The 19,365-nt window shown below is 38.2% G+C and carries 22 protein-coding genes; 12 read left to right on the forward strand and 10 right to left on the reverse strand.

Annotated features, from left to right (window positions below):
• Nucleotides 1–28: 28 nt before the first annotated feature.
• From GKR92_04610 to GKR92_04650, 9 genes are all read right to left on the reverse strand, one after another.
• Nucleotides 29–958, reverse strand: a complete 930-nt coding sequence (locus tag GKR92_04610) for a RimK family alpha-L-glutamate ligase (protein QMU61019.1) — start codon at nt 956–958, stop codon at nt 29–31.
• A 10-nt stretch (nt 959–968) separates the two neighbouring features.
• Nucleotides 969–1,913: a methenyltetrahydromethanopterin cyclohydrolase gene (locus GKR92_04615; GenBank protein ID QMU61020.1), complete on the reverse strand. Its 945-nt coding sequence runs from the start codon at nt 1,911–1,913 to the stop codon at nt 969–971.
• Nucleotides 1,914–1,972: 59 nt separating this feature from the next.
• On the reverse strand, nt 1,973–3,082 hold the full coding sequence (locus tag GKR92_04620; GenBank protein QMU61021.1) for an ATP-grasp domain-containing protein: 1,110 nt from the start codon (nt 3,080–3,082) through the stop codon (nt 1,973–1,975).
• 34 nt (nt 3,083–3,116) lie between these two features.
• Nucleotides 3,117–4,025: a methylenetetrahydromethanopterin dehydrogenase gene (locus tag GKR92_04625; protein QMU61022.1), complete on the reverse strand. Its 909-nt coding sequence runs from the start codon at nt 4,023–4,025 to the stop codon at nt 3,117–3,119.
• 90 nt (nt 4,026–4,115) lie between these two features.
• The gene (locus tag GKR92_04630; protein ID QMU61023.1) at nt 4,116–5,129 is read right to left on the reverse strand and encodes a GHMP kinase; all 1,014 of its coding nucleotides are present in this window, start codon (nt 5,127–5,129) and stop codon (nt 4,116–4,118) included.
• A gap of 273 nt (nt 5,130–5,402) precedes the next feature.
• Nucleotides 5,403–5,684: a hypothetical protein gene (locus GKR92_04635; GenBank protein QMU61024.1), complete on the reverse strand. Its 282-nt coding sequence runs from the start codon at nt 5,682–5,684 to the stop codon at nt 5,403–5,405.
• Nucleotides 5,685–5,748: 64 nt separating this feature from the next.
• Complete coding sequence (locus GKR92_04640; GenBank protein QMU61025.1) at nt 5,749–6,021, reverse strand: hypothetical protein; 273 nt, start codon at nt 6,019–6,021, stop codon at nt 5,749–5,751.
• Nucleotides 6,021–6,764 carry an arginine N-succinyltransferase gene (locus GKR92_04645; GenBank protein ID QMU61026.1) on the reverse strand — a complete coding sequence of 248 codons (744 nt, stop codon included), beginning with the start codon at nt 6,762–6,764 and terminating at the stop codon, nt 6,021–6,023. Before GKR92_04645 ends, GKR92_04640 begins: the two co-directional genes overlap by 1 nt.
• A 30-nt stretch (nt 6,765–6,794) precedes the next feature.
• Nucleotides 6,795–8,183 (reverse strand): cysteine--tRNA ligase, encoded by a 1,389-nt coding sequence (locus GKR92_04650; protein ID QMU61027.1) that lies wholly within the window; start codon nt 8,181–8,183, stop codon nt 6,795–6,797.
• Nucleotides 8,184–8,515: 332 nt separating this feature from the next.
• Between GKR92_04650 and GKR92_04655 the strand changes: the two genes are divergently transcribed.
• The 5 genes from GKR92_04655 to GKR92_04675 all read left to right on the forward strand — a co-directional run bounded on the left by GKR92_04655 (nt 8,516) and on the right by GKR92_04675 (nt 12,623).
• A complete protein-coding gene (locus GKR92_04655; GenBank protein QMU61028.1) occupies nt 8,516–10,177 on the forward strand; it encodes a L,D-transpeptidase family protein in 1,662 nt (553 codons plus the stop codon).
• 29 nt (nt 10,178–10,206) lie between these two features.
• Nucleotides 10,207–10,776: a DUF882 domain-containing protein gene (locus tag GKR92_04660; GenBank protein ID QMU61029.1), complete on the forward strand. Its 570-nt coding sequence runs from the start codon at nt 10,207–10,209 to the stop codon at nt 10,774–10,776.
• 62 nt (nt 10,777–10,838) lie between these two features.
• Nucleotides 10,839–11,228, forward strand: coding sequence for a hypothetical protein (locus GKR92_04665; protein QMU61030.1), 390 nt, complete (start codon nt 10,839–10,841; stop codon nt 11,226–11,228).
• On the forward strand, nt 11,225–12,049 hold the full coding sequence (locus GKR92_04670) for an HAD-IA family hydrolase (protein ID QMU61031.1): 825 nt from the start codon (nt 11,225–11,227) through the stop codon (nt 12,047–12,049). The genes GKR92_04665 and GKR92_04670 overlap by 4 nt, the downstream gene beginning before the upstream one ends.
• Nucleotides 12,050–12,080: 31 nt before the next feature.
• A complete protein-coding gene (locus tag GKR92_04675; protein ID QMU61032.1) occupies nt 12,081–12,623 on the forward strand; it encodes an NYN domain-containing protein in 543 nt (180 codons plus the stop codon).
• Between the two features lie 11 nt (nt 12,624–12,634).
• On the opposite strand, the gene GKR92_04680 is transcribed toward GKR92_04675, so the two are convergent.
• The gene (locus tag GKR92_04680; protein ID QMU61033.1) at nt 12,635–13,021 is read right to left on the reverse strand and encodes a hypothetical protein; all 387 of its coding nucleotides are present in this window, start codon (nt 13,019–13,021) and stop codon (nt 12,635–12,637) included.
• A gap of 150 nt (nt 13,022–13,171) precedes the next feature.
• On the opposite strand from GKR92_04680, the gene lysM reads away from it, so the two are divergent.
• From lysM to GKR92_04715, 7 genes are all read left to right on the forward strand, one after another.
• Entirely contained in the window at nt 13,172–13,609 is a 438-nt protein-coding gene (lysM, locus tag GKR92_04685; protein QMU61034.1) for a peptidoglycan-binding protein LysM, read from the forward strand.
• Nucleotides 13,610–13,933: 324 nt separating this feature from the next.
• Nucleotides 13,934–14,611, forward strand: coding sequence for an RDD family protein (locus GKR92_04690; GenBank protein QMU61035.1), 678 nt, complete (start codon nt 13,934–13,936; stop codon nt 14,609–14,611).
• Nucleotides 14,612–14,613: 2 nt separating this feature from the next.
• Nucleotides 14,614–15,603, forward strand: coding sequence for a stage II sporulation protein M (locus GKR92_04695; GenBank protein ID QMU61036.1), 990 nt, complete (start codon nt 14,614–14,616; stop codon nt 15,601–15,603).
• Nucleotides 15,593–16,609, forward strand: a complete 1,017-nt coding sequence (locus tag GKR92_04700) for a hypothetical protein (GenBank protein QMU61037.1) — start codon at nt 15,593–15,595, stop codon at nt 16,607–16,609. The genes GKR92_04695 and GKR92_04700 overlap by 11 nt, the downstream gene beginning before the upstream one ends.
• Complete coding sequence (locus tag GKR92_04705; protein QMU61038.1) at nt 16,543–17,160, forward strand: hypothetical protein; 618 nt, start codon at nt 16,543–16,545, stop codon at nt 17,158–17,160. The genes GKR92_04700 and GKR92_04705 overlap by 67 nt, the downstream gene beginning before the upstream one ends.
• Complete coding sequence (locus tag GKR92_04710) at nt 17,157–18,356, forward strand: hypothetical protein (protein ID QMU61039.1); 1,200 nt, start codon at nt 17,157–17,159, stop codon at nt 18,354–18,356. The genes GKR92_04705 and GKR92_04710 overlap by 4 nt, the downstream gene beginning before the upstream one ends.
• Nucleotides 18,353–19,345, forward strand: a complete 993-nt coding sequence (locus GKR92_04715; protein QMU61040.1) for an AAA domain-containing protein — start codon at nt 18,353–18,355, stop codon at nt 19,343–19,345. The genes GKR92_04710 and GKR92_04715 overlap by 4 nt, the downstream gene beginning before the upstream one ends.
• Nucleotides 19,346–19,365 lie beyond the last annotated feature (20 nt).

A 19,365-nucleotide genomic window follows, 5' to 3' on the forward strand; every position in this document is an offset into this window, starting at 1 on the left:
ACCTACTAGCATTAATTCAAATGTTAAACTAATTAGCGACAGTTAAGTCAGCCTGTGTTTGCATACAGTTAACAAAATCCTCAGCAAGCCTGTCTGCCACCACTAAGTTATTCACGCTTTCCAACCCTTTCCAGGCAGGAATGCTATTCACCTCGGTGACCCATAATTTTCCATCCAGATCTTGCATTACATCAACTCCAGCATAGTGCATATCGACTGCCTGCACGGCATCTTTAGCCATTTCTGCAAACTGGTCATTTATGACGGCTGAGTAGCACTTGCCACCATTGGCAACATTACTTATCCAATCCATACCTTCTCTTCTCATCGAGGCAATCACCCGATCACCAATCACGAATATTCTCCAATCAAATGCACTTTCATCACCAGTTTGTATGAAGCGCTGCAAGTAATAGATTTTGTTATAGACCTTAAAATTTGTAATATCTTCAGGCTTACAAATAAGCTGTAGATCTTTACCTTGCGACCCAAAAAGTGGTTTTGCGACCACTTTATTACCCATCGCTAATTCACGTCGAATAAAGGAATAAGCTTGATGCACATCATTCCCAATCCACGTAGGTGGTGTATGTATTCCAGCTTGATCTAATAGAAAACTTGTCATGCCTTTATCAACACTACGCTCAATAGCTCGCGCACTGTTGTAAACCAATATTTTTAATTCGTGTAAGGCATGCAACACATCAAGATAGAAGACAACCTCCTCTAAGGTTCCACCCTGCACTCCTCGCACAAACACCCCATCTGGCAATGCTCCTTCAAAACCCGGTATGAATAAGCTACTACCATTTTTATTTTTTTCATGACCACTGACATTGATGTAACAGTCCGTTAACGAGACATTTGTACACTTATAGCCTTTTCTTGCAAAGGCATTATGCAATTCTCTTCCGTGCCACCCTGGATCATCGGTAACAAGTGCAATACGTTTTGACACAAAAGCTCTACTATGAAAAAGATTTATTTAACAAGGCTGGATCTAGTTTTCCACCTCTAAAGGTGTTTCCACTTTCTACTGCAGTAACCATCACTGACGCTGGACTAAATAACATCGGATCGACTTTAAAAAAGTCATACTCATAGTCCTTAAATATTTGCGCAAAAGGTTTGCCATAATCTTTGGATGAGCTTGACGGTAATTCTTTCGCCAATTTTTCTGCTGCGGCATCATCACCTTTAACAAACAACTGCGCTCTTCCAGCAAATAGAATCGCATCATTGGTTCGGCCCATAGCTTTTACAAAGTCTGGAATCGGTGGAGACAATGGCGCACTGGCTGAGCCATCTAAAACATGCTCTAAAGGGAAATGTAGTTCATGGGTTTTATGCATAGCCACTTCAAGCACACGTGCAACCACTTGCATATTGCCAGCTATTGAACTGGTTGGTGTTAAGACAAAGGTTATTGCACTAGGATCTAACTTGCACGTATCTGCAACCTTATCGATCACCTCAATGGGTGGCAATTTATCGACCTCAAGCACAAAAACTGCACTGTCACATTGATCTTTATACCCTAGCTCTTCGAATAACGGCTCTTTTAGAGCAATTGCACGTCCTGGCCCTGAACCTAGTGCATGGAATTTTTCATGCGACAAACTCCAACCAGCATACTGGCTCGCCAAACAGGCTAAAACTGGATGCGAAGTATGTACATGCAAAGAAAGTGGCCAATCATCTACCGCAGAGGCATGGTATAAATTCACATTCCCTAAACCACCCATACATATTTCACCAATAATCCTACCGGCTTCCAACCCTCCTACACATTCTATTCCAGCATCAATATAAGTAGCGCCATTAGAAAACTTTCCAATATTCACTCGCAATGCTTCGCTTTTTGTTATCAGCTCGTGCACCAATGGCTTGACTAATTCATTCACACTGATCATCGACTTCTTCCTTATTATTTAGCTAATTGTTATTTAAATATTTTATTTAGATTTATTGTTTATTGAGCAAACTTCGCAAGAATCGATTGTTTGCGAGTTTTAATCATCTCATATACCTGGGCACTATTTTGCCCACCAGCAAAAATACTACAAACTGGCTCAAATTTCTTGATAACTTCTTTTGCATGAGGTCGATCTGCTGTCCAAAGCGGCCACGATATGCTTTCTGACACATTAATATCTGTAGGTGCATAAACAATTGCATGAGCTCGCAGCAGTTGCTGGCCTTTAACAGCTGGAAGTATTCGACTTTTACATACTTCAATATGTTGACTCATTAACTCACCAAATTTTGTTTCATATAATTCATATGTGGCTGGAATACGCGGATTTACTTCTAAAACATAGACTGACTTACCTGTACAAATAAAATCAATACTATTTAATCCTATAAGTTGGAATTCTTTTGCAATTACTTTCGCATATCGTAAAGCATTATCTTTAATTTCCTTATCCAGCTTTACCTGATTAATGGCGCCAGCATATGCATAAGGCACGCAATCGCCTAGCTTTTCGCTCCATAAAGTATTAAACCCCAACTCCAAAATTGCTTTTCCATTCGCTAGGAAAGTGAGTGAAAAATTTAGGCCATTTATCTTTTTCTGAAAATATATATTTCTACAAGAATCTATCTCACCATTAGCAGGAGCTACACCTACTCCACCTGTACTCTGCGCATCTTTAACTAACCATGCGTCATTCGAAATTAAACGAGTCTCAAACTCAAATCGTACATCAGGATATGGAATTGAATGCTGATCTAGTATTGAAAAAAATACTTTTGGATTTTTACATGCACTTAGCACTTGACTAGAATTACCAAACACTGGATCGACATTAATTTCATCCAACAAGCTTGGGTTGGATTCCATTGCAGCATCAAAAAACAAGCCATCGAATGATGTTTTAGATTGCAACGCATCAACCACTTGCAAAACCTCATCATGATCAAGCCCAAAATGAGATCGCTTTACTTTTTTAAGTTCAGTAGTTGCTACACTAGTATCAACATCAGCAAATCCATCTGCAGCTGCTACTGAGCATCCCAGCGACTTTAAACCTTGCGCAATCGCCCGGCCCGAAGTCGCCACTACCAGATAATTAGGCAAGGTAAAAGCCTAGCCTTAATTGATTATCTGTTTACTACTTTTCCTGCACAATTTCTCTAGCGACTTCAAAAGCGCGCTCAAAGTGAAGGAATATTGGCTCGTCTCTATCATGCATCTCTTGCAGTAGTCTGTGTTGAGTTTGATACTTCACATTTCCAATAGCCAAGGCACCAATTCCAAATGCATTTTTAGAACCTTCAATTGGCTCACATGCACCCATTACATCAAGACCATAAATGCCTGAAGGAGGTACCGCGTTTACATCCGCTGCAACTTTTAAGTTTGTGGCTGCATTCTTAATATGCTCTTCAGTAATTACTTGAATGCCTGCAGCTGCACAAGCCAGTATCACATCTGCTTTGCCGACAATACCGTCAATCATATCGTTAGCTTCGCCTTCGATACCAGACAGATCCGCTCCATATTCACTATTACAAAGTGCTGCAACACGTTGCGATTTATCTTTTTTCCGACCTAATATTTTAACGCTCGAAGCACCTGCTCTTGCAGCTAATACTGCAGCAGTAGAGCCTACTGGTCCTGTTCCGCCCATTACAATCACACACTTTCCATTCAGGTCAGTATCATGTTTGTCTTTTAAAGCCTGCTCTACAGTTGCTACCATCCCTGCAGCGGTTGTAAACGCCCCACTAGGATCAGCAAAACACGAGGCCTGGAAGGGAGGCACCATAGATTCTTGCACAATTTCCATCATATCCATTGCCATATGCATATCGCGTCCGCCAAGAAAAATCCCTGTGCGTTTTAGGCCAGATGGACTACGTGAAAATATCGCATCTTGGGTTAATGCTTGCACATCGTCTTTTTCTACGTCTGTATAACCAACAGCATTATCCCACCCTGCATCCAATGCCATATTAACGTCAAAAGGACTTAAATTTTTTGCAGGTGTGAACATATGAAGGATGTATGGCTTTTCCATTTTTTTCTCTCTCGTTTCTTTCTTTAAATAAAATTAATAAATAACTCAATGCACAAAACAAGTTTGCACATTCAAATATATAATACTGTTTTAAGACTTATTTGATTTGGATAAAGGAGTGAAATTTTGTTTTTCAATATCTTTTTCTTCTAAATCTTTTACAAGTGCCCCAATATTTCTTGCAGAAACAATTTTGAAATCCAAGTCCTTATTCTTTTCAAACTTAGATTGCAATTTACGTAACATTAAATGCGCTTTGGTCTCACTATCGACAAACGCAAACCCTGTTGGCCCCCAAGAGCTTTGCCCCACACCATTAACGCCTAACGACTCTAGGTAGTTACATGCCCCGGCTACTGCAGAGCTAGTATAGCGTCCTCCCTGGGCAGACGCGAAATATTCGCCGATACACCTTTGTAATTCATATATACCTAGATTAAATACATCAATATTCTGCTCGCATACTGCTGGCAAAATCTGCATTAGCACTAATCGACATAGATGTTCAGCAGTTTGAGATGAAAAATCAGGCAAAGTGGTGAAAGAAGCATCTTCATCTTGGCCGTGCAAACCACGCTGGTCTTGATCGAAAATTAATATCACACGCCAATTTGAAGGAAATTCCAACCTGGAAATAATGGGCGGCACCTGACTGTCAGAATTACGGCCTGCATCAACTAAAAATCCACCTCGATCAAATGCACCTATACCGATTCCTGACCTGGCACCACGATTAGATAAAACTGCAATTTCTGAACTTGTACAATCTATCTCAAATAACCTAGAAATAGCGGTGCCTACTGCGATAGCTAGCTGGGTACCCGACCCTAAGCCAGAATGATCAAGAATTTGTTCTATTACTTCAATTTCGAAGTTATTAGATAGGCCCTTATACGCAATAAACTTCTCCGCATACTTTTGCACACGCCCGGAAGGATCCCCGATAACTTTGAGTTGTTCAGAAGGTCTAGCAATAATTTTAGTTGCTACCCCATCTAATGTGAGCCCAACACTACCAAAACGCCTGCCCAAACCACCTTCAAGGTCTAAAAACCCAAGGTGAAGACGTGCGGGTGCTTCTACATAGACAGGTGAAGATTTCATAGGGCTAAGTCTATTCTATCTAAACTAATAAGACCTTAGATTTTAACTAATTAGAATCTATCAGCACTTAAAAAATGCCTCGAATTTCGAGGATTTTAATTATCAGAACAATCTCTTTAACTTGTCGCCAGGCTCTGCCTATATCTTTAAGCCTTTCTAAGACTTTTCCGTCTACATTCTTAATTTTTCTTGTCCAGGCTACTTTTACATTTCTTCACACATCAAAAAACGTAAATCTACTTTCTACCCAATGCAACAATTTGTATTGATACGTTATTTATTTAACTCACATTGCTTTTCATGAAGCCCAACTGGTGCTCCGTAATCATTTCTCTCTCTAACAATTACCGTTAGCAGAATCTTTTCGTCTTCTACAGTGTAATGAGCAGATTCAACACGTACGTGATGTGGATCAAGAGAAATTTTTGTTTTTAGCATTTGTTTAAAACAGTTATTTATATCAATCTTTTCAACCACATCATCAGGTGCTTTGTTTTGTGCGTATGAAAATGTGGCCGCAAAAAAGGCTATACTAAATATAAATATTGTTTTCATGACTATTCTCCTAATTATCTGTATTTGGCATGCATCTAGTTAGACCAATAAATTTCCACTTCAATTACACTAACCATTCAACTAAATAATAAATAATCTGCCCTTCTGAAGATTTAGAAGGACCCAACACTTTCGCGGCAAATCGATTAGAAGTTTCATCCACTTCCGCAAGTGCTTCTTCTTCGCTGGACTTGACTTCAACACAGTTCGCGGAAAAGCGTTTGTTATCTCGCTTGGATTCTCTTTTTGTTTTCTTATTGCGCTTTGGCTCATACACCACAGCATACTGAATATCAGATACACCTCCCGCCGGATCCGGGGGCACATACCCTCTCATTATTCTTTTAATTTAATTTGCAGCATACCCTCTGCAACATTTATATATTCAACCCCTGCTGCAAAAGTTTTCCAAAATCCGCTTTCCAAACCAAACTCAGAAACTAAATCTACATTTTTTAAATTTCCTAACCATGCATTGGGAATGGGCACGCCCATAATGCTAACCCCTTTTAAAATCACTACTGGTCTATCGTTTGCAAAAGATAAACCTAAACCAGTATTCACGCGCAAGGTTTTGCCCCCTATAAAGGGAAAATCGGGATCCATGGGTATAATCATTTTCGCACTGGCAAGATCATTTGCTAAATCAATTGCAACTCGTTTCGCCATATCCGTATTGTTAGCTAACATGGCATTAAGTTCTTTTTCACTAAAATTTATTTCGCGTTTGCTGGCATCTTCTTTATAAGGCTCAGGCGTCAACTCCTTTTCCTCATTTATTTGTTCTGAGTTTTCATCATCTTTTGAGCCAATTCCAAATAAGCCTTTCTTCTTTTTAGGTTCGTTATTGGCAACTGTGGTATCCGGCTGAAATCCTAATGCTTGCAATTTTTCATTTAAAACTACCGTTTCATTTTGAGATAAATGCACGGGCTTGAACTCTTTTGCAAACACATAGTATTGCAATACAAAATATGTCAATACAACTGCAACTAATAAGGTTAGCAGTACAATTAAAAATACCTGCTTACCGCTGAAGCCTTTTTTAGCACTGCCCCCATTTACACTTATATCAGTCATATATTCTCTCTCCACCAATCATTATAATTATTAGAGTTTTCGCCAGCTCGAAGTTCCATCTGGATGATCCTGAATTTGGATTTTCATTTCGGTAAGTTTATCGCGGATTCCATCGGCTAATTCAAAATTTTTGTCAATTTTAGCCTGAGCTCTTGAATTCAATAGCTTTTGAATTTCATCTTCATCAAGATCTCCTATCCCACGAAACCATTCATTTGGGTCTTGCTGCAAGATACCCAGCATATTGCCCGCAGCTAATAATTGTTTTTTAAGAATTTTCCTAGATTTAGGATTTTTCTCGCCATCTTTCCCGCCACTCACCTGCTTAACCAACTTATGCAATTCAGCAAATGCAGCAGGAGTATTTAAATCATCTTTAAGCGCTTGTAAAAATTCAGTCGGCACATCTTCCGCAGTAACTTCAACTTTTATATCTTGTAAATCCTGCAACGCCCCATAAAGTTTATCCAGATTTCTTGAGGATTGTTTAAGCGCGTCATCTGTCCAGTCCAATGGGCTTCTATAATGTGTGCTTAACAATGTCACACGAATAGCCTCACCAGGTGCCTGCTCTAACAAATCTTTAACCAACAAAACATTGCCAATGGATTTGGACATCTTTTCTTGATCAACATTCACAAAACCATTATGCATCCAGTAACGACTAAATAATTCTCCTCCATGCACACAGGTGGTTTGCGCCCTTTCATTTTCGTGATGTGGAAACACCAAGTCTTGGCCTCCGCCGTGTATATCTATGGTTTTACCTAAATGTTTCTCGATCATTGCAGAACATTCGATATGCCAACCCGGCCTACCACTGCCCCAGGAGCTATCCCAAGCAGGCTGATCTTTAGTAGAAGGTTTCCACAATACAAAATCAGACGGATCCTTTTTAAAGGGTGCCACTTCAACACGCGCACCTGCTAACATTTCCTTTTGATTTCTACCTGAGAGCTTCCCATATTCTTTATATGAGGGAACATCAAAAAGCACATGCCCTTCTGCCTCATAGGCGTGTCCGTTATTAATTAATCGCTGAATCATGTCAATAATTTGCGACATGTGTTCTGTCACGCGCGGCTCAATGGTTGGCGGCAGCACACCAAGCGCGCCCATGTCTTGATGATATACCTCAGTAAAGCGCTTACTGATGGTATCAATTGAAGTTTTTTCCTTTAACGCAGAGGCATTTATCTTGTCATCTACATCAGTAATGTTTCTTGTGTAAACTACATTAGGGAACTCATTTTGAAGAAGTCTAAAGAACGTATCAAAAACCACGGCTGGCCTTGCATTTCCAATATGAGGATGACTATAAACAGTCGGGCCACATACATACATGGTTACCCGCTCAGGATCACCTGGCACAAACTCTTCTTTTTTTCGCGAAAGCGTATTATAGATATGTATATTCATGTAACTATTTCTTCATCCTTGCTGTTAGCGCAAATATAACACCAGAAATGAATTGGTTATAGGCAGATATTAATTCACACATACATACTCACAAATTCAAGACCCACCTAAACACTTCCCTATCTTTATTGACCGTTTTTCTTTTTTGATAACAGCTCATTCAATAACTTATTGAATAGCAGTATTTTTATGAGCATCACATAAACCATCATCCATTAAGGCAGGTTTTTATCATAGTCGTGATCTAGAACAAAGAAGTAAATCAATCTCTGCCTTACAGTAAGTATGTGCATTCACATGGAAGTTGGATCACACCCAAGGAGAGAGACAACATGCTTATAATAAAAGCAATTTATCAATTGCCTATGCATATCTGTACGTTATGCCGGATAGGCATTATTGCGATTATTATAAATGCAACCAGTCCAGTAATTGTTTTTGCTAATAATTTCTCGCAGCCCGAAATTATAAGCTCCCCAGACAACTCTCTACACTCTAGCCTAAATTATGCTTTAAACAACTCTACATTACCCTTAATTAATGAAGTTACTAAGCTTTACGAATCTAGAAAATACAACCTTTTATGGAGCAACGGCAATCAATATAACCACCACGCGCATGCTTTATATAATGCAATTCAAAATGCGCGCAAACTAGGGTTAAATCCCGCAGACTATGATTTAGATGTCATTAAATATTTTCTGGAAACCACCATTGATGATTCAAGTATTTTAGGAAAGTTAGATGTTACCTTTACACATGCATATTTGAAATTGGCCAGTGATATTAATAATAAAGCTGTTTCATATACTTTAACTGATGAATATAGTCTTTTTACAAACAATTCATTCTTAACGAACATACAAGCAAATGAAACCAGTAATACACAAAATATTGTCGAGACTCCGCTTTTAAACCAAGACCCCTATTCTAGATTACTGAACGCATTAGAAAAATATCGCAACTTAAGCAATGAGTTCGAACCTATTATTTTACAAAAGAAATCTCTCACAATTGGTGATGCATCTTCTGAGATCATAAAGACAAGAAGTAGGCTATATGAATTAGGTGATCACAAAAGCGCCGATTTAACAAATGATGTATTTGACGAAACGCTTGCCTTAGCAATTAGTGACTTCCAATATCGTCATGGATTAGAAGCAGACGGCATTCTTGGCAAAAGAACCGTCCGAGAAATCAACAAGTCCATCGAACAACGCACTCTTCAATTAGAAGTGAATCTTGATAGAGCAAAACAAATCTCAGAACTTGGTAGCAATCGTTATATCTTAGTTAATGTGCCTGAATATAAGTTACATGTAATTGAAAACGGAAAAGCAATTTATCAAACTCGCGTAGTTGTCGGAAAAAAGAAACATAAAACGCCTGTATTGACTTCTGAGATATCTGAATTCGTATTAAATCCATATTGGAATGTGCCCACTTCAATTACAAAAAACGAAATCATCCCTAAACTTCAAGAAGATCCAGAATATCTTTCCAAAAATAATATGAAAGTTATTTCGAAGTTTAACAATCAGAATATTTTTGTTGATCCAGATATTATCGATTGGACAACTATGGACCCAGAAATCGATTCATTGAGAATTCGACAAGATCCCGGCAAAAAAAACGCATTGGGACGTGTTAAATTTGTATTCCCCAATAATTATAGAGTCTATCTACACGACACTCCTTCCCGCACCCTATTTACACGTAATTTACGCGCATTTAGTCATGGCTGTGTGCGAGTAGAAAACCCTTTCGAATTAGCAAAAGTACTTATTTCTAATAGCGAAAACTGGTCAAACGAAAAGCTAGATTATTTTGCTAAACGAAAAAAAACTAAAATAATTAGATTAGATAAGCCAATTCCAATACATATCACTTACATGACCGCCTGGGCAGACGAACAAGGCATCATTAATTTTCGACCAGACATCTACAAGCACGATAGCCAAATAGCAAACAACTTGTATAATACTGCACATTAAGTTAACCAGTATGTATACAAGGGTGTTATGTGAATCAACCTTCCGAACCTCTCGATTCGAGCAAATTAAATCGTCGTAAATTCTTAAAATGCTCAGTTATACTGGCTGCATCAAGCACTTTTCCTCATCTAATTCATGCAAATACTGTTCAATCTTCAGAAAGAACTTTAGAGTTTATAAACTTACACACCGATGAAACATTGCACAGTTGCTACTGGGCAAATGGAGAATATGACACGAACAGTTTGAGCGAAATTAACCACATTCTTCGCGATCACCGTGCGAACGAAGTGTGTGAAATGGATCCTAGTTTGATTGATTTGCTGCATGCATTACACGAAACTACCGGCTCAAATGCCCCTTTCCACATTATCTCTGCATACCGATCTCCGCAAACCAATGAAAAATTGCGCCAAGAAACTAATGGCGTGGCAAAGAGAAGCTTACATATGCAAGGCAAGGCTGTTGATATACGTCTACCTGATGTAGAACTTTCACGCTTACGCGATGCCGCTATTTCACTAGAGGCTGGCGGAGTGGGTTATTATGCAAAAAGCAACTTTATCCATATTGATATTGGAAAAGCTCGCAGTTGGTAATCCTTATCTACCTTAATGATCCATACCAAGGTCATATTCCATAATTCTCACTTTGTTATTTGATGAAATATTTTCATCTTATTTTTCTTTTCCTGATGCTCGTTTTTGCTGCTTTGCAATGGAATGATATCGATGCACCTATTTGGATTTCTATATATCTTGTAACTGCCCTGCTTGCATTGATAACGTATAAACAAATATGTCTAACTTGTTCAGTTGCGTGGGCATTAGTAACTACTCTACTAGCGAGTTATATGCTGATTGGCGTAGCTCCAGGAATAGTGAGTTTCATAGAAACCAACACATACTCAGAGATTTTTTTCTCAATGAGCAACGACAAACCCTATATTGAACAAACACGTGAAGCACTAGGTCTATTAATAATATTATTTTATTCCGTAGGTATATTGATAAACACTTGCATAAAGAAAAAATACAATAGTACCGAATGAGCATACTAGACGTCCCTTATGCCGCACCTAAGACTATTATATTTGATTGGCATGCAACTTTAGTCGACACACACGATGCAATGTATTACGCCATAGATGAGGTCTTACCAAAGCTTGAAGAACTTGGGCTAGCTGATCAACTCATTGATATCGAAGAAAGTAAAACAATCGATGATGCAAAGCTTGTTAAATATGTAAAAGAACAACGCAAGTTACACCCAAAAATCAAAGAAGCTCGCAAAATATCAAGAACAGATATTTTTGAAATTTTATTTGGAACTAATAAAGAAGCAAAAAAAGCTGCCCATAAGGCTTTTGATCACGCTTACCGTAATCATTTTGGCAAAGTAACTGCAATTGAACTGCGGTTTGAAAATGTACTAAACGAGCTCAAAACCATGGGTATAATTCTTGCTGTACTTACCAATAGAAAACGCGAATTCATGGAAAAAGAAATAACCTGCGTAGATGGTCACGATTGGTCGCACTTTTTTAGCGCAGTAGTCTGTGGAGACGATGTAGAACATCGCAAACCTCATCCAGATTTAATCCTAAAAACGCTAGAAGAATTAAATATTAAGCCAGGCACACACGCATGGTACGTGGGAGACAGTACAACGGATATTATCTCTGCAAGAGAAGCAAACGTAACCGCAATTTTTTACAATGGTGCAAATTGGGATCAGGAATGGATTGATAAAATCTTCCCTGGTACAACTAAGCACCCTCATCAGCCAGATTGTGTAGTGAATAACAGCCTAGAGCTTCTAGGACTTGCAAAAAAATATTTAGATAACAATAGTATCATTGAACATATATGATCGACTCACAGTAGAAAACAACACAACAAATATGACAACCCAAAATACAGAAGGCGTTTTAATTAGCCAATCCGTTGCAATCTTAATTGATGGCAACAATATCGAACGAAGTATTCATAGTGAGACTGGTGATGAAAACTCCATGCTCAATTTTGACACTCTTATCCCTAGACTACTTGATAATCGTGGTTTAAGTAGACTCGTGTATTTTCGTGAGGGCAAACAAATTTCACATAAGCTAAAAGAACGTTTACATGAATTTTACCATGGCTCTGTCCGTCCTTGTCATAAAAGCGCAGACATTCCACTTTCAATCAAGGCTACTCAGGTAGCCAGTAAAGTAGATACCATCATTATCATGTCAGGTGATTCTGACTTTATCGAACTAGTGCGTCATCTTAAAGCTGAAGGAGTGCGAGTTGAAATTGCCGCAGTACCCAGCACGACTTCAAAACTATTAATAGAAGAAGCAGATTACTTCCATGCTCTCAACAAAGAGTTTTGGTTTACATTGGGCCCCAAAAGAAGCAAACGAAAAGCGCCGCAAAAAAAGAAATCCAGTCGCTCTACATAATCATAACTAAACTATTCAGGCTCACCTTGCCAAAGCATTTCATAACCGATCTCATACGCTTCTTTTGCATAAGATCCTAAGGCTTCAAATTTCTCTTTAAATACAGAATCTGCATGGGATTTTTCATGCTGCTCAAATGAGTTCCAATAAGTCACAATTGCAATGTGATCCTGTGTCTGCTTTATTGAAGCAATAGAACCTTCATCCGATACAAAACCAGAAAATTTGTATACCTGACCTCCAATAAAGCCACCTTTATCATCACCATACTTATTTTTTACAACATTACACATTTCACCCAATGCAAGCTGTACATCTTCATCAGATACGCCTTCTTTAAGCTTAACAACGTTATATAACATGACGCATCCAAACGGAATGCTAAGAGGATTAAACATCAAGATCTCCTAATTAATTACTATTATCAATCATATATATAAGTCTACATGTCGCCATTTTCATTATCCATAAATTGCTAAATTCATAGACTTAGTAATCACATAGAGATATGATTTTTATTCTATCCAATAAAAAAAGTGAGAATAAAAATGGGATTATTTGATTTTGCAAAAGAATTCGGCAAAAAATTGTTTGGCAAAGACGACGATGCCGCGGAAAAAATTTCACAACATATTCAGGAATCTAATCCAGGTGTTGATCCATTTAGCGTTGCATTTGAAGATGGAAAAGTAACACTGGCTGGAAATGCCTCGAGCATGGAAGCCTATGAAAAAGCCGTTCTCATGGCAGGTAATGTCAAAGGTGTAACCGAAGTATCTGCTGAAGGTCTTATGGTCCCAGCATCAGAAATTGAAGCTAAGGTTGAATATTATGTAATTGAAAGTGGCGATTCTCTATCTAAAATTGCTAAGCAGTACTACGGCAACGCAATGGATTACCCTAAAATATTTGAAGCAAATCGCGAAGTTATTAAAGACCCAGATTTAATCTATCCAGGACAGAAAATTCGCATTCCTCTCGATTAAAATCAAATCGACCCCTGCATTAAGATTGCGGGGGTCGATTATTTGTCAATTAGCTCATCACTAAGAATTTACTATCTGAACTTAGTGCTAGAACCACATCTGCACTCACTTTCATTCCGCCTGGACTAATATATCCTGCTGTTCCTGAAGCCTGCTAACCATCGTTTTTATTCTCTATTTTACTTATTGCCGTCTAACACAGAATTCAGCAACTCTAAGGCTATATTTGCTGACTTAGACTTCAAATTAAGTAAAATCTAGAGCTTTATATATTTCAATGACATTCAGCCCTTATCTAACCTTTATACAATAATTCAAAATCCTATGTTAGATACCATTCGCAAGTTTGAAGTGCCTGAAGGCGTTGACCTAGAGCTACGCTTGGCAGGTCCGGTGATTAGAATCAATGCGTGGTTAATAGATTTTATTATTCGCTCTGTTATTCAAACCGTTGCGTATTTCGTTCTTATATGGCTAGGAAGTATTGGCTGGGGATTAATCTTACTCTGCATCTTTATAGTAGAGTGGTTCTATCCTGTTCTATTTGAGCTGTATCAAGGCGCAACCCCCGGGAAGAAAACGCTCAACCTATACGTCTGCCATGACGATGGGACGCCGGTAAATTGGCAGAGCTCTATGTTAAGAAATTTATTACGTGTAGCCGACTTTTTACCTTTTGGCTATGCCTTAGGCTTGCTTTCTATGTTCATAAATCGAGATTTTAAACGTCTCGGCGACATAGCTGCAGGTACTGTTGTGGTTTATCGCAATAACAAGAATTCAAAAATCAATGTGCCCATAGAAGACCCCAACCCATTGCCTTTACCTCTAACGATTACCGAACAACGGTCTATCTTAGACTTTGCAGAACGACATGATTTTTTATCTGTTCCGCGTCAGCAAGAACTTAGCAATATCCTCAGCAATTTAACTTGCAAGGAAAATGATGCTTCAGTAAAAGAATTACATAAATATGCCAACTGGCTTTTAAAAGGTCAGTAAAAATGAAACAGATTCAATTTGAAAATAAATACAATTCTTTTTGGGAAATGTTTGAGCATCTAGTTAATGATCTTGGGAAAAATAAGAAAAACCAGACTTCAAACCTACTAGAACGCTACAAATTCCCTAAACACTATCGAGAAGTATGCAATCACTTTGCCATAGCTAAGCAAAGGCATTACAGCCCTATTCTTACTGAGCATTTACATACTCTAGTGTTAAAGGGTCATGAACAAATTTATCGTAATAAAACAGTTTGGTTATGGAGAGTTGTAGAGTTTTTATCTAGCGATTTTCCTAGCTTATTGCGCAAACACTATAAGATTTTCTGGTTAGCAACCATGCTGTTTTATCTTCCAGCTATCACAATGGGCTTGGCCTGTTTCAAGAACAGCGAAGTTATTTATAGTGTAATGGATCAATCTTCTGTAGCAGATATGGAATATATGTATGACCCAGAAAACAAAAGTGTAGGACGTAACGAAAACCGGCAAGCTGACACTGACATTATGATGTTTGGTTACTATATATTTAATAATATATCAGTTGGATTTCGCACTTTTGCGAGCGGCATCCTCTTAGGTATTGGTTCATTATTCTTTTTATTTTATAACGGCTTGGTAATCGGTGGCGTGTCTGGTTACCTCACTAGCTTAGGCTTTACTGAAACCTTTTGGTCTTTTGTTTCTGGTCACGGATCATTTGAGCTTACTGCAATTGTCATTTGCGGCATGGCAGGCCTATTACTTGCAAAACCTATATTTTCTCCAGGCAATATGAAACGTGCCGATGCTTTAAAAGTCATTGCTAAAGATTCAATTCAGTTGGTCATGGGCGCAGCATTAATGTTAGTTGTTGCAGCATTTATAGAAGCATTTTGGTCACCCTCTTCGTTTATAGACACAAGCATCAAATATATTGTTGCAGCAATATTGTGGGCAATTGTGATTACTTATTTTACTTTTGCGGGTCGAAGTTCGAATGCAAGTTGAAGATTTAGCTATTACTTTGCGCAATCGTTCCAATTGGGAAGCAATCGATTTAGGTTTTGCGTTAGCGAGACAATGGTTCTTAAGATTATGGGGCGCCTGGTTGATTGCTGCGTTTCCCATTTTCATTATCGTCATGATATTGACATATGCGGTAAATGATGAATTGTTTAATTCATTAATATTCATTTTATTCTGGTGGTGCAAACCTTTATATGAACAGCCATTACTATATATTTTAAGTCGTCAACTATTTTCAGAATCAGTTGCCTTGCAAGATATTTTTAAAAATTACCTCAAAGTGATAAAACCTCAGCTAGGCGCCCTATTACTATGGAGAAGATTAAGCTTAAGTCGTTCATTTAATAACCCTGTTGCCATGTTAGAAAGCATTAAAGGTAAACAGCGTCGCACCAGACTTAGCGTATTGCACTCACAACAGAGCAGCGCAAGCCAATGGTTAACCATCGTTTGTGTACACTTAGAACTTCTACTTTACCTCTCATTTCTGTTTTTTATGTTTGCTCTAGTACCCTCCGAACTAATGGATGGCTTTACAATACTTGAGTTATTTGATGAAGAAAATTTACTATTAATTACCATCACGAACATCGCTTATTTTATTGCTATCTCCATCATAGCGCCCATCTATGTAGCAGCAGGATTTGCTCTGTACATTACAAGACGCGTAAAACTCGAAGGCTGGGACATTGAACTTGCTTTTAAACAAATGAAAAATCGCATCGAAGGTAACAAGAAAACAAAAACTAAGCCTCTTAACTCTGTATTAGCCAGTTTTCCGCTCGTAGCGTGCCTTCTTTTTACTGCATTTTCTCCAACCCAAAGTTATGCAAATGACAAGCTCTCCGTAACAAAAGAAACGGCTAAAACTTCCATAGAAGAAGTGCTAAACGTAAAGACTTTGGCAAAAAAACTACCAAAATGGAATGGACTTATGTTGGCTCTGCTACTGATAATGATGAAGAAAAAGACTCACCCGAGTGGTTAGAGAAATTCTTAAAATGGCTGTTCGGTAATTTTATTGACGGCGATGCAAGCTCTGGTCTGAAAATTTTTGAAATAGTGATATGGCTTGCCGTTGCGGTCATAGTCGTTTGGCTAATCAACAAATATTCACATTGGTTAAGCTGGATAAATCTACAACCCCGCTTAAGTAAAAAGGCCAAATCTATACCTAATATAATTTTAGGCATGGATATCACTCAAGAATCTTTGCCTGATGATGTCTTGGCTACATTTTCCAATTATATAAACAACAAACAGTATAGAGAAGCCTTGAGCTTATTATATAGAGCTACTCTCTCAGCCATTATTCATCGAGGTGATATTGATATTCCTACCAGTGCTACAGAACGAGAATGCAGTAATATGATCGCCGACAAACGCAGTAAAGATGAGTCTAACTTCTTTAAGGCGCTGACAAACGCTTGGGTGATGCTTGCCTATGCGGATCGTTCCCCATCCGTTGAAACTTTATCTCACTTGCGTGAAGGATGGACTAGACATTACCAAAACAGCGAATACAAGGAGAACTCATGACAAATGATCGTCGTGTAGTTGCTTTACTTCTTGTAGGACTATTAGCCATTTTCTCTACCTTGACTATAAAATGGTTTTTCAACAACTTTGAAAAAAAAGAAGTGGTAAAAAGCACTGGATATTCGGCGGAAGCTAGGCGCAATAAGTTTCTAGCAGCGGAATACTATTTGCGAAATTTAGGTCGTGAAGTAGAAAGCGACAGTAATCGTGCGCGATTATTGGAAACGCATGAGAGCTATCAAACTATATTAATCAATGATTATGGTCCTAAACTCTCTCCTACACATTTTAAAAAACTTAAACAATGGATTGAAAATGGCGGACACCTGATATTTACTGCTAACAATTTTCAATACAGCTATGATGATGAAGATGAGTATATTGAAAATGATTTTAAAAATAATCAGCTACTAAATGAATACGGAATTCTTCCCAGTTACACTAATTTTGATGAAAATAACGAAAACAGCGACAATGACAATGAAGATAATAATATTTCAAACTATATACTCCGTGACAATACAGAAATAAGCATAGACTTTTCTTCCTCAACTCAACTCTTAGACACCGCCAATTCTGCAACACTTTCATTAAGTGACCATTACGGCACTCATTTAATACAGCTTGATATTGGTGAAGGAAAGTTAACCGTACTGAGCGATAACTATTTATTAAGTAATAATTATATTGGTGAGCATGATCATGCATATTTATTATCATCATTAGTCGAAATTAATAATTCAACAAGTAAAAAAATACTTTTACTTTATAACAACCAGTCGGATTCAATTTTTACATTAATCTGGAAACATGGGAGAGAAGCATGCATTGCCTTTCTCGCTTTTCTAGTTCTAGGATTATGGTCATTACGCAATAGACTCGGACCTATAATGCCTGTTATTAATTATTCAAATCGAAACATCACAGAACACTTAACCGCAATTGCACGATTTAGTTGGCGACAAGATCATGGCATACACTTGCTTAACCAGAGCCGTATCGCATGTGAGAATGCTATGCTAAAAAGATATCCAACATTAAAGCAGATGTCTACTCTAGAACGCCTACACCACATTTCAGATATATTAGATATTGAAGCTAAAAAAGTGCATAGCGCACTTTATTTCGAACCCAAATCAACCAATGAATTCATCAACTCATCACATTACTTGCAAAAATTATGGATACTTCAATGAATGATAATACAAGCCACGAGAGCAACAATATTGATTTACAAGCTACCGGCGAACAAATCAAAAAACTGGAAACTGCTATTTCTTTAGCCGTTGTAGGACAACGCGATGTCGTCAAACAAATTCTTGTAACGCTTATTGCTGCTGGTCATGCTTTAATTGAAGGCGTACCCGGAACAGGTAAAACCTTATTAGTAAGATCTTTAGCTACTGCAGTTGGCGGAAAATTCAGTCGCGTGCAATTCACACCAGATTTGATGCCTAGCGATGTTACCGGTCATGTCATGTACGACATGAAAACAACAGAATTTAAAGTAAGGCGCGGCCCTGTATTTTGCAATTTTCTGTTAGCAGATGAAATCAACCGCGCTCCTGCAAAAACGCAATCTTCTTTGCTAGAAGTCATGCAAGAACAACAAGTGACAATTGAAGGTGAATCATTTCAACTTAATGACCCTTTTTTAGTACTGGCAACACAAAATCCGATTGAACAAGAAGGCACTTACCCATTGCCGGAAGCGCAATTAGATCGTTTTTTACTAAAAATTAAAATTGATTACCCTAACCATGAAGATGAAGTCAGTATTGTTAAACAAGTCACCTCGCAAAGCATTGGTGACAAACTTGATGTTTCTGCTGTAAAACAACAACTGACACCAGAACAAGTCGTTGCCTTACAACAAGCAGCAGCCAAATTACATATTGATGAACAAATCATTCAATACACTGTCCGTATCGCTTCTGCTACTAGAAATCGCAATGGTATAGATATCGGCTCTGGCCCACGAGGCAGTATTGCATTATTGCGTGCTGCACGTGCCAACGCTTTGATTAACGGTAATAGCTTTGTTACACCAGATGATGTGAAATCGGTCGCCCCTAATGTTTTACGCCACCGTATAGTTCTTAATGCAGATCTAGAAATTGAAGGCTATCCTGTTGATAAAGTCATAGATGACATTCTAAAAGAAGTCGATGCGCCTAGAATATAAGAATCTGTGAGCCAATAATT

The organism is Gammaproteobacteria bacterium (assembly GCA_014075255.1).
GTDB lineage: Bacteria > Pseudomonadota > Gammaproteobacteria > UBA4575 > UBA4575 > JABDMD01.

Coding starts and splice junctions, on each gene's coding strand:
- GKR92_04705 (QMU61038.1), top strand. CDS start 16,543: ATGGAATGGACTTATGTTGGCTCTGCTACTGATAATGATGAAGAAAAA.
- lysM (QMU61034.1), top strand. CDS start 13,172: ATGGGATTATTTGATTTTGCAAAAGAATTCGGCAAAAAATTGTTTGGC.
- GKR92_04710 (QMU61039.1), top strand. CDS start 17,157: ATGACAAATGATCGTCGTGTAGTTGCTTTACTTCTTGTAGGACTATTA.
- GKR92_04680 (QMU61033.1), bottom strand. CDS start 13,021: ATGTTTAATCCTCTTAGCATTCCGTTTGGATGCGTCATGTTATATAAC.
- GKR92_04615 (QMU61020.1), bottom strand. CDS start 1,913: ATGATCAGTGTGAATGAATTAGTCAAGCCATTGGTGCACGAGCTGATA.
- GKR92_04650 (QMU61027.1), bottom strand. CDS start 8,183: ATGAATATACATATCTATAATACGCTTTCGCGAAAAAAAGAAGAGTTT.
- GKR92_04630 (QMU61023.1), bottom strand. CDS start 5,129: ATGAAATCTTCACCTGTCTATGTAGAAGCACCCGCACGTCTTCACCTT.
- GKR92_04635 (QMU61024.1), bottom strand. CDS start 5,684: ATGAAAACAATATTTATATTTAGTATAGCCTTTTTTGCGGCCACATTT.
- GKR92_04670 (QMU61031.1), top strand. CDS start 11,225: ATGAGCATACTAGACGTCCCTTATGCCGCACCTAAGACTATTATATTT.
- GKR92_04665 (QMU61030.1), top strand. CDS start 10,839: ATGAAATATTTTCATCTTATTTTTCTTTTCCTGATGCTCGTTTTTGCT.
- GKR92_04690 (QMU61035.1), top strand. CDS start 13,934: ATGTTAGATACCATTCGCAAGTTTGAAGTGCCTGAAGGCGTTGACCTA.
- GKR92_04715 (QMU61040.1), top strand. CDS start 18,353: ATGAATGATAATACAAGCCACGAGAGCAACAATATTGATTTACAAGCT.
- GKR92_04655 (QMU61028.1), top strand. CDS start 8,516: ATGCTTATAATAAAAGCAATTTATCAATTGCCTATGCATATCTGTACG.
- GKR92_04695 (QMU61036.1), top strand. CDS start 14,614: ATGAAACAGATTCAATTTGAAAATAAATACAATTCTTTTTGGGAAATG.
- GKR92_04640 (QMU61025.1), bottom strand. CDS start 6,021: ATGAGAGGGTATGTGCCCCCGGATCCGGCGGGAGGTGTATCTGATATT.
- GKR92_04625 (QMU61022.1), bottom strand. CDS start 4,025: ATGGAAAAGCCATACATCCTTCATATGTTCACACCTGCAAAAAATTTA.
- GKR92_04675 (QMU61032.1), top strand. CDS start 12,081: ATGACAACCCAAAATACAGAAGGCGTTTTAATTAGCCAATCCGTTGCA.
- GKR92_04700 (QMU61037.1), top strand. CDS start 15,593: ATGCAAGTTGAAGATTTAGCTATTACTTTGCGCAATCGTTCCAATTGG.
- GKR92_04645 (QMU61026.1), bottom strand. CDS start 6,764: ATGACTGATATAAGTGTAAATGGGGGCAGTGCTAAAAAAGGCTTCAGC.